The 13,397-nt window shown below is 45.7% G+C and carries 11 protein-coding genes and 1 tRNA gene; 2 read left to right on the top strand and 10 right to left on the bottom strand.

Annotation, left to right across the window (positions count from 1 at the left end):
• The 6 genes from BUQ78_RS00945 to BUQ78_RS00920 form a co-directional block, all read right to left on the bottom strand.
• Window positions 1–369: a TraR/DksA family transcriptional regulator gene (locus BUQ78_RS00945; RefSeq protein ID WP_014806788.1), complete on the bottom strand. Its 369-nt coding sequence runs from the start codon at window positions 367–369 to the stop codon at window positions 1–3.
• A gap of 24 nt (window positions 370–393) precedes the next feature.
• The gene (gene ileS, locus BUQ78_RS00940; RefSeq protein WP_074199003.1) at window positions 394–3,180 is read right to left on the bottom strand and encodes an isoleucine--tRNA ligase; all 2,787 of its coding nucleotides are present in this window, start codon (window positions 3,178–3,180) and stop codon (window positions 394–396) included.
• A gap of 103 nt (window positions 3,181–3,283) precedes the next feature.
• Window positions 3,284–5,212: a TRAP transporter permease gene (locus tag BUQ78_RS00935; RefSeq protein WP_074199002.1), complete on the bottom strand. Its 1,929-nt coding sequence runs from the start codon at window positions 5,210–5,212 to the stop codon at window positions 3,284–3,286.
• A gap of 43 nt (window positions 5,213–5,255) precedes the next feature.
• A complete protein-coding gene (locus tag BUQ78_RS00930) occupies window positions 5,256–5,615 on the bottom strand; it encodes a DUF1850 domain-containing protein (protein WP_318259429.1) in 360 nt (119 codons plus the stop codon).
• 119 nt (window positions 5,616–5,734) lie between these two features.
• Window positions 5,735–6,376, bottom strand: coding sequence for a protein-L-isoaspartate(D-aspartate) O-methyltransferase (locus BUQ78_RS00925; protein ID WP_074199000.1), 642 nt, complete (start codon window positions 6,374–6,376; stop codon window positions 5,735–5,737).
• Between the two features lie 94 nt (window positions 6,377–6,470).
• Window positions 6,471–6,547 (bottom strand) — tRNA-Arg (locus BUQ78_RS00920).
• A gap of 154 nt (window positions 6,548–6,701) precedes the next feature.
• Between BUQ78_RS00920 and BUQ78_RS09940 the strand changes: the two genes are divergently transcribed.
• Window positions 6,702–6,875 (top strand): ImmA/IrrE family metallo-endopeptidase, encoded by a 174-nt coding sequence (locus BUQ78_RS09940; protein ID WP_084532127.1) that lies wholly within the window; start codon window positions 6,702–6,704, stop codon window positions 6,873–6,875.
• A 226-nt stretch (window positions 6,876–7,101) separates the two neighbouring features.
• Window positions 7,102–8,136 carry an HTH domain-containing protein gene (locus BUQ78_RS00910; protein ID WP_074198999.1) on the top strand — a complete coding sequence of 345 codons (1,035 nt, stop codon included), beginning with the start codon at window positions 7,102–7,104 and terminating at the stop codon, window positions 8,134–8,136.
• Window positions 8,137–9,036: 900 nt separating this feature from the next.
• Here BUQ78_RS00910 and BUQ78_RS00900 read toward each other — a convergent pair.
• The 4 genes from BUQ78_RS00900 to BUQ78_RS00890 all read right to left on the bottom strand — a co-directional run bounded on the left by BUQ78_RS00900 (window position 9,037) and on the right by BUQ78_RS00890 (window position 13,360).
• Complete coding sequence (locus tag BUQ78_RS00900) at window positions 9,037–9,849, bottom strand: hypothetical protein (RefSeq protein ID WP_074198998.1); 813 nt, start codon at window positions 9,847–9,849, stop codon at window positions 9,037–9,039.
• A gap of 431 nt (window positions 9,850–10,280) precedes the next feature.
• On the bottom strand, window positions 10,281–11,630 hold the full coding sequence (locus tag BUQ78_RS00895; protein ID WP_143228384.1) for a restriction endonuclease: 1,350 nt from the start codon (window positions 11,628–11,630) through the stop codon (window positions 10,281–10,283).
• A 304-nt stretch (window positions 11,631–11,934) separates the two neighbouring features.
• The gene (locus BUQ78_RS10030; RefSeq protein ID WP_159432086.1) at window positions 11,935–12,078 is read right to left on the bottom strand and encodes a hypothetical protein; all 144 of its coding nucleotides are present in this window, start codon (window positions 12,076–12,078) and stop codon (window positions 11,935–11,937) included.
• 328 nt (window positions 12,079–12,406) lie between these two features.
• Window positions 12,407–13,360, bottom strand: coding sequence for a magnesium transporter CorA family protein (locus tag BUQ78_RS00890; protein ID WP_014806798.1), 954 nt, complete (start codon window positions 13,358–13,360; stop codon window positions 12,407–12,409).
• Window positions 13,361–13,397: the final 37 nt, after the last annotated feature.

Raw genomic sequence — 13,397 nt, 5'->3', positions numbered from 1 at the left:
TCATCTCCGCTTATCGAGCTTCGTCTTGCATGCTATGCAATAACGAGACCAGGGTATGACAGCGAGGCGCTGTTCCTCAATGGGTTTATTGCACAGCTCGCACAATCCGAACTTTTCCTTGTTTTTTTCGAGCTTAGCAAGGGCATGCTCTATGTCCAATAACATGACCTTGATGCTTTCCAGTTTCCCGGATATTTCTTCTCTGTTGATCATGTTCGTAGCTGAATCGACAAGATGGTTTGTATCCAACGATGACAGTTCATTTACATCGACGTCGCTTGCATCCGCAAGTAAATCTTCCATCATCTTGCCAAGCTCTTGCTTTTTCTCAATCAATTTTCTTTTTGTCTCTTCGTAATCTACTCCCATTTCAAAACGCCTGCCCCCGTCTTGCTATCGAGATTGCATTGCAAGCACTGAAGCGCACCTGCCGCAGAGGCCTTTATGTGCCACTTCAGGTGCATACATCCAACATCTTGGGCATTTCTCTCCCTCGGCCATGGTTATTGCGATCTTCACGCCCGTATCCTCGTCTGTATGGACCACAGGTGCCTCAGGCAGCTCCTCTACCCATTTCACGTCCGATACGATGAAGACCTCCTTCCACCAATAAGAAGAAAGCAAATCCTTCAGGTCTTGAGTTTGAGAGTCCAATTTAATGTTGACGCACGCCTCCAGGGATTGTCCTATTAGATCTTGGCTGCGCGCTGCCTCAAGGGCCCTGCTCACCGCGCCCCTCAACCATAATATCCTTTCCCATTTGGCTTCCAAGGCCTCGTGATACAGCTTCGAATCCAAATCTGGCCAATCCGTCAAGAATACGCTTTCAGGTAATGTGGCGTCTATTTGCCTTAAATATTGCCATACTTCCTCGGCCGTGAAGCTCAGGATTGGAGAAAGCATCTGCGTCAACGTCTTAGCCATGACCCACATTGCCGTCTGACAGCTCCTTCGAAGCTTTGAGATTGCCGCCTCGACGTAAAGCCTGTCTTTGTTGACATCGAGGTAAAAGGCCGAAAGCTCATTTACGCAAAACTGATGTATCGTGAAGGTTGGCACGTGAAATTCGAAGTTCTCGAATCCCTTTGTAACCTTGCTTATCACGCCCTGAAGCTTGGACAATATCCAAAGGTCCATCTCCTCCATCTCATCGGGAGGGAGGCTGTCCTTGTGGGGATCGAAATCGCTCAAGTTGCCAAGCATGTATCTCATGGTGTTCCTGATCCTTCTGTAAGACTCGACCAGGTTTTTAAGGATCGTCTCGGATATCCTGATGTCGTTTCTGTAGTCGGTAGATGCCACCCACAGGCGCAGTATGTCGGCGCCATATTTTTCGATGACCTCTTGAGGTTGCACTACGTTTCCGAGGGACTTTGACATCTTTCGCCCCTCTCCGTCTACGATGAATCCGTGGGTTAAGACCATTTCAAAGGGAGCGCGTCCCTTTGTGGCGACGGAGGTAAGCAGTGACGTCTGAAACCATCCTCTATGCTGGTCGCTTCCTTCCAGGTACATGGTAGCCGGCCATTTAAGCTCGGGGCGCGTGGTGAGCACGGCCAGATGGCTCGTTCCGGAATCGAACCAAACATCAAAGATATCGGTCTCTTTCCTAAGAGACTTAGAGTGGCACTTGGGGCAGAAGGCCAGTTCGTCGAGCAGTTCTTCAGGCTTCATCTGCCACCAGCAGTCGCTGCCATGTACGCGAACCCTGGCACTAACCTTCCTGATCCTATCGCTCGTAAGTATCAGCTCTCCGCAGTCGTTGCAGTAAAAGGCAGGTATCGGAACGCCCCATATTCTCTGTCTGCTTATGCACCAGTCGGACCTGTCGCGCACCATGTTGGCTATCCTTTCCTGTCCCCAAGAGGGGATCCATTGCACTGAGGAGATAGCCCTTAGCGAATCCTCTTTAAATTGCGATACGGCTATGAACCACTGGTTCGTCGCCCTGAAAATTACAGGTTTCTTGCAGCGCCAACAGTGGGGGTAGGAGTGCATTATCTTTCCTTCTCCCAAAAGCCTGCCGCTTTTCTTTAAGATTTCCAGCACTTTCCTGGATCCGTCGTCCAAGCTCAAGCCCCCGACGATGGGCGTTTCAGGCAGGAAGTACCCTTTATCGTCTACCGGGTTATATATCTCTAGGCCGTATTTTACTCCCGTCTCGAAGTCTTCCACGCCATGGCCCGGTGCCGTATGTACGCAGCCGCTTCCGTCATCAAGGGAGACGTATTCCCCGAGGACGAACAATATTTCCCTGTCGTCATAGAAGGGATGAACGGCCTTTCGGCCCTCCAGCTCCTTGCCCTTGATTTCATAGAGCACGCTGTCGAAGGTAATGCCGGTGTCATGTTGAACCTTATCCATCAATCCCTTTGCCAAAAGATAAATTTTATCCCCGCAGCTTGCAAAGACGTATTCGAAATCGGGATGAACCGCAATGGCCAGGCTTGCCGGCAAGGTCCACGGCGTCGTTGTCCAGATGATGGCGTAGGCTTCTCTTCCGTTCAAGAAGGCAAAGTCATCTTTGTTCAGGGGGTAGGCTACATAGATGGACGGCGAGTAAATATCCTCGTACTCTATTTCCGCCGCAGCCAAGGCAGTCTCGCAATCTGTGCACCAATATATGGGCTTTTGCCCGCGATATACGTAACCGCGGTCCACCATCTCAGCAAATGCCTCAAGTTCGATGGCCTCGTATTCGGGTTTGAAGGTGATGTAAGGGTCGTCCCAATCCCCCACCACTCCCAGGCGTTTGAACTCCTCACGCTGTATGTCTATGAAGCGCTCGGCATAGGCTTTGCATTTAGCCCTTAACTCCGTAGGGTGAAGAGAGTCCTTGTCTACTCCTTCGTCTTTAAGCGTTCTGAGCTCTATTGGGAGCCCGTGCGTGTCCCAACCCGGAACGTAGGGTGAAAAATAACCCCTCATCCATTTATACTTTGGGATCATGTCCTTTAATATCTTATTGAAGGCAGTCCCTATGTGTATATTGCCATTGGCATAAGGAGGACCGTCGTGCAGTATGAAGTGCTCTGCTCCTTTTCTTTTGTCAATGAGCTTTCGATATATATCGATGTCTTCCCAAAACTTGAGGATATCCAATTCCTTTTTTGCAAGGTTGGCCTTCATCGGAAATGAAGTCTTGGGCAAGTTCAATGTCTCTTTGTAGTCGTCCGGCATTTTGCAAAACCTCCCAGCATCTTTGTTTAAGAAGGTGCCGCTTATATCTAGCGGCACCTATTAAAGTGCATTATACACACAATGTCTAAAAGTTAGTACTCCCCTATTGCCTTTTCGCTCGTCTCTTTTGGAAAAAGTAAGTAAAGGTTAATACTGCCAATCCAAAGGCGTCGGAATAGATGCCCGGCTTAAGTAGACCTAGGGCACCGCAGAAGACCACTACCCTAAGCCAAAAGGGTATGTGAGTCTTGAAGTAGCCTATCGTCGACATGCCGAGCAAAAAGACGCCTAGCATCGCTGTAACAATTGCCTGAATGAACGGCAAAGGCGTCGCGTTGACCAAGACGAGCATCGGGTTCATGACGTATATGAAGGGCACGAGAAATCCGGCCAAGGCCAGCTTAACTGCTGTTATGCCCGTTTTCATCGCGTCAGCCCCGGCGATACCTGCTCCGGCGTAAGCGGCCAGAGCAACGGGAGGACTTAGGTCAGCGGCTATCCCAAAATACAAGACGAACATGTAAGCCGCCATGGGAGCTACGCCTAATTGAAGCAAGGCCGGTGCCGCTATGGTGCTTGTAACGATGAAGTTGGCAGTCGTTGGAAGGCCTGCTCCAAGCAGTATGCATGTTACCATGGTTAAAAGCAGCGTTACGATCAAGTTGCCGCCAGATATGGTTATAATCAGGCTGGCGATCCGAAGCCCAAGCCCCGTCAGCGTGGCCATGCCCACAATTATGCCCACTGTACCGCAAGCGCAGGCTACGCCCAGCGATCCTCTGGCTCCGTTAACTAAGCCGTTGATAAGCTTTGGTAGCGTCAGCCTCGTATCCTTCGATATAAATGATACGGCGATTGTCGTAAGGATGCCGTAGTAAGCCGCTTTCATAGGAGTATAGCCACCTACAAGGAAATATATGATGGCAAAAAGGGGAATTAAAAGGTGCCCTTTGGACTTAAGAAGGCTCCAAAGCCGAGGAAGCCTTTCCTTGGGCAATCCAAGCAGCCCCAACCTCGTGGCTTCCAAGTGCACCTGTACCATGACTGCTGCGTAATAAAGAAGCGCGGGCACGATCGCAGCCAGCGCGACCTTTATGTATGGAACCCCTAAAAATTCTGCCATTATGAAAGCTGCTGCCCCCATTACCGGCGGCATTATCTGTCCTCCCGTAGACGCGACAGCCTCTACGGCTCCGGCAAAGTAAGGCTTGTATCCAATGCTTTTCATCAACGGTATAGTAAATGTTCCGGTGGTGCACACGTTGGCGACGGAAGAGCCGGAAATGGTGCCCATGATTGCCGAGCTTAAAACTGCGACCTTGGCAGGACCGCCTGTGGATCTTCCGGCTATGGCCAATGCCAAATCGATGATAAATTTACCCATGCCCGTCTCCTGGAGTATCGAACCAAATAGGATGAACATGAATACGAAGGTTGCCGAAACGGAGATTGGAACGCCGAAGACTCCCTCTGTGCCCAGGTACATGTGATTGATTATCCTTGGGATGTTAAATCCCCTGTGGGCAAAAAGCGACGGAAAATAGCGTCCATAGTAGCAATATACCAGCGAAATTATGGCAAGGATTGGCAATACGGGGTTAGACACCCTCCTTGTTGCCTCAAGCAGTAATGCTATCCCAAGGAACCCTACGAGTATGTCCATGGTAGTTGGGAGTCCCGCGCGTGTAATCAGTTGATTGAAGTGGATCACAATGTAGAGGGTAGTATAGGCAGCGGCGCAAGCTAAGATGAAGTCATACCACGGAATTTTATTGCTTGGCGACTTTTTTGTCGCCGGGTAAAGCAAAAAAGTCAAAAATAATACAAAGGCCAGGTGCACAGCTCGCTGTTTCATCGCTAAAAGTAGGCCAAATCCCGCGGTGTAAAGATGAAATAGCGACATAGCGCAGGCAACGGCAACGATCAACGCATTTTGCCATCCGATTAGGGTCCTGTACTGCGATTCCGTATCGTACTGTCGTATGATCTCTTCAAGATCGATAGTTTGGTCTTGCGGTTTGTCGTCTTTCATTCACTGTCCTCCTTTCTTTAATTTTAGAACTTTATTTATTTTACTATAATATTGGCTTTAGGGCCACGGAAAGGCAAATCACCTGCCCCGGATACAAAGCGTATAGTTCGTAATCTCTCCCTCCGATGGACAGGACGTTTTTGCCAATTTCGGCATTTCCAACCCTGCAGTGGATGTTGGCCCAGTGTCGCCTGCCACCTCGAAATATGAGCCAATCCTTCGTCTTTATTAGCGACCCGGGATAGGGATTTAACGTCGGAAGGCCTGCATTATGCGATTTGACCATCTCTTCATACAGGCATAGCTGATTATGCTGAAGGAAGAAAAGGTCTCGAACGGGAGTTCTTTCCAAGCTATGAACGTAGCTTAAAACTATCTCTTGACCTTGTGGAATCAAAAGCATATCTGTGCCATTTCTATGCGAAATGCACAGCCAACATTGTGGGACAAAGGCCAGGTAAACAAAAGCCGATAATAATAAAGATAAAAGAAGAAGGAAAGTTAATCTAAATTTACCCGACACTAAGGCTTCACCCCCGGCAAAAGCGGCACGAAAGAACAATAATCATGGCGTTCCTCAACGGTTTTCCCCTTTACCTTCGTTATTTTGACCAGTTGCTCAACGTTAAACGAAACTACAAGCGGTACCACCAGCCTGCCTCCTTCGGCGAGCTGCTTGATCCAGGCCTCCTCTATTTTGGGTGCTGCGGCTGTTACGATGATGCAATCAAAGGGAGCTTCTTCAGGCCAGCCTAGCCTTCCATCTCCGATTTTTACATTTATCTTATCCGAGATCTCAAGTTTATCGAAAGCTGTTTTTGCCATTAGCGCCAAAGCGGCAATCCTTTCGATGGTAAAGACGGCGCACCCCATGGAGGCCAAAAGGGCTGCCTGGTAACCCGACCCCGTGCCAATCTCCAGGACCTTATCGTTGGACTTTGGGTCAAGCAACTCCGTCATCTTGGCCACGATATATGGTTGCGATATCGTCTGCCCCTCTCCGATGGGGAGAGCGCAATCGCTGTAAGCAAGGTTTGCTAAGTGCTTTGGAACAAAGAGGTGCCTTGGCAGTCCGGCCATAGCTTCCAGCAAAGCGGGATTTTTTATGCCACGGCTTTTTATCTGGGTCTCCACCATTATCTTGGCTTTCTCTTGCCATTCCATGGAAAATCACCCGAATTGCGCTTACTAAAAAGCGCGTGTCTTTATAAAAATAATAGACAGGTTATTCAAACCTGTCTATTGCTGATTATATAAATGGCGGGCCTGGCCGGACTCGAACCGGCGACCTACGGCTTAGGAGGCCGTCGCTCTATCCTACTGAGCTACAGGTCCGTCTTAGGCACGATTAATATTACCATGAACCTTAGTTAGGATTCAACACCCTTGAGGGGAAATTCATGAAAATCGAGGGAGGCCGAAGGTCATAAAGGGTGTCTAACGCATGCATTTTCCCGTACGGATACGGAATTATAGAAAATGACAATATTTGGCCAATGCCTTCGCCGCGGAGTTTTTGATGCCCAAAAAGCTCCTGGCCCGCGAGGCGCACAGATACAGCCTAAGGGCCCTTGCCCACCGCTATTTGGTCTCCATGCAGGCCATGGAGATAAGGCTTAAAGAGCTGGGGTTGGTGTGCAAAGATTTGCGTGGGGCGGTATAATTTAGTTAGATTAGCATTAAAGATATAGTTATAAAACCTTGTTACTGGATAACGATTTCTGATAAATTAATTACTAAAAGTTCCTGGTGCTTGTGGCGGCCTTGACCGCAAGTCTTTTTTTGAAACCGTTCATGAAAAACATCTGACTTTTGCCGGAAAAAGTCGATTGCTTAAGAATGCTCATGCAAAGACAAAGACGTGTAATAATAAGTAGGAGGAAGCAATAATGAAATTGCGCGATGCTGTCATTCAGGTATTGCAGGAGGCGGGCGAACCGCTTCATATTACTGAAATAACACGACGCATTCTTTCTAAAAATCTATGGACTACAAGGGGGAAAACCCCGGACCGTACTGTAGGTGCTCGAATTTATATGGATATCAAAAACAAGGGGGAGCAATCCCCCTTTCTCTTAACGGCTCCGCAAACTTTTGGGCTGCGTACCTTCGAAAAACAACCAACCCCAGAAGAAGCTGTTACAGCAGGGCAGCCTAATTCAAACAACCGCACAATAACGTATTCGTTTACCAATGCAGCCGAAAAAGTGTTGGAAGACTTAGGCAACGGAGAACCCATGCATTATCGCGACATAACTAAGAAGGCCCTTGAAATGAGGTTGTTAGCCACTGAAGGAAAAACTCCCGAAGCTACTATGTACGCACAGATCATTTCCGAGATAAAACGCTACAAGGCACGCGGAGAACAACCGCGCTTCATCCAGCATGGCAAAGGATATATTAGCCTCTCGAGATGGTCAGAACACGGCCTTGCTTCCCAGATTGAACAGCATAACAAAAAAGTACGCCAGGAACTTCGCAACCGCCTGTTTAACATGGAATGGGATAGATTTGAGGATTTAATTGCCAGACTTTTGGCAGAGATGGGTTTTGAAGACATCGAAGTCACCAACCCCACCAGGGATGGGGGTATCGATGTGCGAGGCACCTTAGTAGTTGGAGATGTAATTCGCACTCGCATGGCTATACAGGTTAAGAAATGGAAACAAAATATCCAGGCACCGATAATTCAACAAGTAAGAGGAAGCCTCGGCGCCCATGAGCAAGGTTTAATAATTACCACCAGCGACTTTAGTACTGGCGCACGTAAAGAAGCTGCCCGTCCGGATGCCACGCCAGTAGCATTAATGAGCGGTGAACAACTAGTTCTCCTGATGGTTGAGTATGGGATTGGAGTTACTCGCGTTTCCCATGATTTGATAGAACTTGGCGAAGATGAGGCTATTACAAACGATACGGTTTGAGGCCCTATTGTTCACTTTCCTCTCTACCCCTTCTTTACCAGTCCCAGCAAAATGCAATATACGATTGGTCGCTGGTAGCTCCAACTACTGCAAAATCTATAAATTTGGCGTTTTTGAAAACAATTAACCTGGATCCATAAGCATGTATCATAACCACAGGAGTTGAAAGATATGGAACGATACATTTGGAGCCGCTTAAATAAACAGCAGATAGGGGCGTTTACAGAGTATTACGTAAAGATGGAACTCACAATGTAAGGGATTCAGGTTTATGGGGCAGGAATAGAAGATCGTGACATCAACTTTATCGCGAGAAATGAGCACCGCCCTTTTATTGAGGTACAGGTGAAGTCCTTTCGCTCTTAGGGTTACGCATTTATTCCCAAAGATAAATTCGAATTGTACGAGAACCACTTTTTAGCCTTTGGTTTTCTAATCGATACTTGCCCTCCTCAACTGTACCTGATACCCTCTCTTGCATATAAGGAATGTAACGTCCTTTCTATGAGCCGCAATTACGAAGGCCTGAAAAGTAAGCCAGGGAAGAGAATAAACCTGTCGAAGAAAAATATGAAGTTGATGGAGCCTTATAAGTTTGAGTTAGTGATATCAAGCATGCTGGAAAGGCGGAATTAAAAAGTTCCCGATAAACACTTTGAGGTAATAATCCCTAACCCATCTGAGATTGCGGTCTCCTCATGTCATCAAATATGTGTCAATATCGGTTGCAATTCTACTCACCTCCATCGGTTAAGTTAAAATTAGCCCTTTCCGATTTTCAACTAAACATTATCCTTGCTGCTTTTATACAAGCCTAGTCTTTGTTCTGCTTTTCAGACGATAATTATTTTTCCTGATATCAATTGCATCAAGATATTGTTTATTACCATTTCATTTCTCCTATTCCTTTATAGCCCATTGTTTCCGTTGTGCCCACTGGAAAGTGCTTGGTGTAATAACTGCTATATCAACGTTACCCCCACAAGTGGGCAAACCAACTGCAAATCTGAATCTACCTATTGTCAATTGAACAGCATAATTAGCAAAATCAATAGCATCTTGGAGGGGCATTCCATTAAATATCAATGGTAACTCAGAAACCCTGTCATCCATCCACTTCTGGACAATTTCTTTATTGACACCTCGTTTGATTAATTCGTCGAGACCTCCTCTGTCATAACCGTGTATTAACCTACTTAAAGCGTCTGTTTGTCCAAACCAGTTAGCACCAAAACTTTGGCTGCCATCTGGTCTATTAGGTTGAACTGTTTGCCAAGCAGTTACATTTGGCCACTCACAAAAGAATTGCTCACTGAAGAATTGGCTGTGTGAATATCCCCCGATAAAAATGCCCAAATTAGGACGCTCTCCTGTAGCAGGATAGGTGTTATCATATCGTTCAGCAATGAATGATTGCAGAACATAAGCCATATCATCTACGGTGTAAGGCTGATTGTCTTTAAGTGGGGGCAAACCATGTTCCCATTCCATTATTAGACTTGGGATTGACCTATCACTTAAACTAGATATTCCCCACGTCATTACTCCTATAGGGTAATCTTTAATACGCACCAATTTATTAGCAAACTCAAATGTCTTCAATACCTTTTTTTGTCGGCCTTGCAGTGTATTAATCGACCCTTCGATAGTAACCATACTATCAGCAGCCAATATTAAACCCTCAGGAATTCTTACACTCACGCAAATAGTCATTCTAACCCCCCTTTTTCTTAATCTTTAAAATAATTTATCAGTCCATCCATTTCAACATGGCAAACTAGATGTCTTTAAGATCATACCGATATTTGCGCCTGCCAATTATTTCAATCTTATATGGATCCTATTGTACTGTTAAGCCAATACGTTTGCAGAGATCACTTATACCCAACAGAATCTCTTTATACCTCACGTAACCATTCCATGCGCTATAATGTAAAAATATTCTACGTTCACGGCGCTATAAGGAAGTAAACCCTTGTAGTTTTTATTACGCATAGTGCTTGTTGAGGTATCAAATATAAAGTTATAAAGTCAGCGTTAAAGGTTTGGACATCTATAAATTTTGTTTTAGACTCTATCCTATAAAAGTAAAAGGGTTTTGCTCTCTGGATAAAAAAATGCGAGACATCTTAAAATTGTTCAATTTAAGACCCATTTGTTCTAGATTTTTGCAGTTCTATTCTAACTTTATATCCATGTTGTTGAAATAAAGAAATCAGATTAGAACCATCAATTAAAGTAATAGGTTTGTCTCTGACAAATTCTCTGGAATCATTACCAAAGTAACTTGTGGTTACAAGGATACCTTTCGTTGCCCCCTCGTTTATTACGGTGCCATATAAATCTCTAACGGCAGATACTGGGACTACATTGTTATAACGTTTAGCTTGGATTACAATTTTGCCTCCTCTTATGGGATCAGGATCAAAGGCGATGGCATCAACTCCCCAATCACGACTGGCACGAGTAACGCGCACCTCGCCTCCGTCTTTCGAAAAGAACCTTTCAAACAATTCACGAACCAGGTGCTCAAAGTCTGTCCAATCCATTGTAGCTAGATTAGGTATGGATTCCACTTCATCTAAGATGGGCCGGGATTCGATAAATCTGACATCGTCACGCTTTATCTCCATCACAGGCTTAACCGGAGCTAACTGGGCTAACGGCCCAGCGTTAAGTCCCTTTAGATTGCGGAAACACAGTTTTGGATCCACTTGAGATAAATTGAGTTTTTGAAACTCTTCTCTAAAAACCTGACATGATAAAACACATGATCTAAAAGCTGTACCCGTTGCCCGATCTATACCATCTACCCATCCGTTGAAGACCACAGACTGCACATTATTTGGGTAATCACTCTGAAACACCTCGTGAATAGTGCGTAGAGTTATTTGGTAGAGCACAGACTCATAAAAAGCTTCAAATTGTTTTTGTTTCATTTCGACAGTTTTCACTTCTCTTTTACTTGCTATATATTTAAATTCTATTATTCTCGGAATCTGTTCTGGGTTTGGCAAAAGGTAATTTACAATGACAGTCTTACTTAATGGGTCAAACTGCACTTCATACTTTTTGGATATTTCAGGAGGATAACAAGATTTTTTAAGTACGAGCGAAACGTATTTCTCAACTGCGAGCGGATCACCATTTTCGAAATCGGTTCGAAGTTTGAGCTCTCGTTCTTTCATTTCCTTTATGTGAAGTTCATGTTTTTCCAGGCGATCTTTATATATTTCGCGTGCTTCTTGCTCCTTTGCTTTACGCCTTGCCTTCCAACTAGGGAAAAACAGCTCCCAAAAGCTCTTTTTGGGAATGTTTACTTCAGCTGCTACCTGCTCGTACGTTGGCGGAGCCGGAGGAAAAGATAAGCCAGCTATATCGAGCCAGTTAATCTTTTTACTTGACAACAAGCCTGTTTTTAAGATGTTATTATAAGCTTCAATGGTTTCCATGGCCTCTTTCGTTTCCTCCTGGCACAAGAACTTGTCTATCATCACAGCTTTTTTCCGCCTCCCTTATTGCTTTTTTAATGCCGTGACATCTATTTGTTTCGTAGTTCATTTCATCTTTTATTTTGTCAATACTTTTTATAGAAGAAATTAGGAAGTTAACTTTCCTATTTGGCTACCGTGTATGCCGACCCTTAAAGCTCACCATATTATACGCAAACATGCTACACTAAGTAAAGATGAACAGATGGATACGCGGATAGCTCAGCGATATGATGCAAAATTTTGTCTCATTAAGAAAGATCTTGTTGTGCCGTATTCTGTGTTTAAGCCTGCCTTATTATCAGCTTCATCTCAGCATTACCCTCTTTCTCACCGACACGAGCTTGTTGACAGGCGAGGCATGGGCGTGTTGCTCTTTTATGTCGCCTAAGCTGTAGGCAACATAACGTTTGGTCATTGCAAGATCGGCATGGCTCATGATACACTGCAACAACAGCAGATCTCCAACGTTTCACAGGCAAAAAAGGTCAAAGGCATGTCGCAGGTCGTAAGGCCTTATTCGCATGCCGAGGCGGGCCGAATAGCTGGTTGGCCGCTGGCGCCATGAATCCACGTAGAGCTTTGTGTCCTGTGGGCAAAAGACCGGGATGGTTTCTTCTAGCTTGGGATTGTGGGTCTACGGAAGCTTTAGGATTGCCTTTACCGTGGCTGATGAACTCGTAAAGCCTGATGTGCACGTCTTTTAAGCTTCTGCCCCGATGTCAGAATCTCTTGCTTTGATAATGAGGGATCACGCATAAAATTGAATAATAGGCCCATCAAAGCATGTTCTTCTTATGAAATATGAAGGCGGCAATGGATACTGCTATGCCTGAGATCAGGAGGATGAAGCTAAAGGCGTGGTGGTTATTCTGCAAGGGCAACAACACGTTCATGCCATAAAATGTGCCGACCAATCCCGGGATGGCCAAGATGATCGTTATAGCGGCTAAGAATTTCATTACTATGTTCAGGTTGTTTGAAATTATCGAGGCAAAGGCATCGAGGGTTCCGCTTAAGATGTTGCTGTACACTTCTGCCATGGAAAGCGCCTGTTTGTTCTCGGTGAGTGCGTCCTCCAGCAAGTCTTCGTCTTCTGCATAAAGCTTTATGGGCAACTGGTCTTCTTTTTTGTCGTATACAGGTCGAAAGTACGATCGCAGCAGCTTTTCCATAAGAATTTGGTTGGCCCTAAGTGCGGTAAGAAGGTAAACCAGGCTTTTTTGGATCTCCATTAGCCCGAACATCTCTTCGTTTTCCATGGACTTCCGCAGATGATCTTCCAGCTCTCTGGTCTGCATGTTCAGGCGCCTTATGTTGTCGATGTAGATGATGGCAGTTTGATAAAGAATTTGGAGTAGAAGACGATTTTTCTTGCCAGTGTGAACTTTGGAGCGTTGTAGCAGCTCTTGAATGAGGTGAATATTTTCTATGCAAACGGTGACGATGTAGTCTTGACCTATTATTATCCCCAGAGGAAGGGTTACGTAAACGAGCTTGGATCTCATAATTGGAATGTTGATCAAAATTAGGGCTTGTCCCTCGTCGACTTCGAGGCGAGAGCGCTCTTCTTCGTCCAGTGCTGCCTTTAAAAAATCCAGGTCTAACCCCGTGCGCTTGGAGACCTTTTGTAGCTCCTCTTCCGTGGGTGCTACCATGTGAATCCAAACGTGAGGCTCGATCTCGTCCAATTTATGTATGATGCCTTTGGTTTCCCTGTATATGTCCATCATGTTTAGGCCCTGCGTAAGCCTCCTTCGGGGTTGGGTT

Source organism: Acetomicrobium flavidum (assembly GCF_900129645.1).
Taxonomy (GTDB): Bacteria; Synergistota; Synergistia; order Synergistales; family Acetomicrobiaceae; genus Acetomicrobium; species Acetomicrobium flavidum.
The sequence above is the reverse complement of the archived record's forward strand: the minus strand, read 5'-3'. Positions and strand labels throughout refer to the sequence as shown.

Bases quoted from the DNA above. Each gene is read 5' to 3' on its own strand.
- BUQ78_RS00945 (WP_014806788.1), bottom strand. From the start codon at position 369: ATGGGAGTAGATTACGAAGAGACAAAAAGAAAATTGATTGAGAAAAAG.
- ileS (WP_074199003.1), bottom strand. From the start codon at position 3,180: ATGCCGGACGACTACAAAGAGACATTGAACTTGCCCAAGACTTCATTT.
- BUQ78_RS00935 (WP_074199002.1), bottom strand. From the start codon at position 5,212: ATGAAAGACGACAAACCGCAAGACCAAACTATCGATCTTGAAGAGATC.
- BUQ78_RS00930 (WP_318259429.1), bottom strand. From the start codon at position 5,615: ATGCTTTTGATTCCACAAGGTCAAGAGATAGTTTTAAGCTACGTTCAT.
- BUQ78_RS00925 (WP_074199000.1), bottom strand. From the start codon at position 6,376: ATGGAATGGCAAGAGAAAGCCAAGATAATGGTGGAGACCCAGATAAAA.
- BUQ78_RS00910 (WP_074198999.1), top strand. From the start codon at position 7,102: ATGAAATTGCGCGATGCTGTCATTCAGGTATTGCAGGAGGCGGGCGAA.
- BUQ78_RS00900 (WP_074198998.1), bottom strand. From the start codon at position 9,849: ATGACTATTTGCGTGAGTGTAAGAATTCCTGAGGGTTTAATATTGGCT.
- BUQ78_RS00895 (WP_143228384.1), bottom strand. From the start codon at position 11,630: ATGATAGACAAGTTCTTGTGCCAGGAGGAAACGAAAGAGGCCATGGAA.
- BUQ78_RS00890 (WP_014806798.1), bottom strand. From the start codon at position 13,360: ATGATGGACATATACAGGGAAACCAAAGGCATCATACATAAATTGGAC.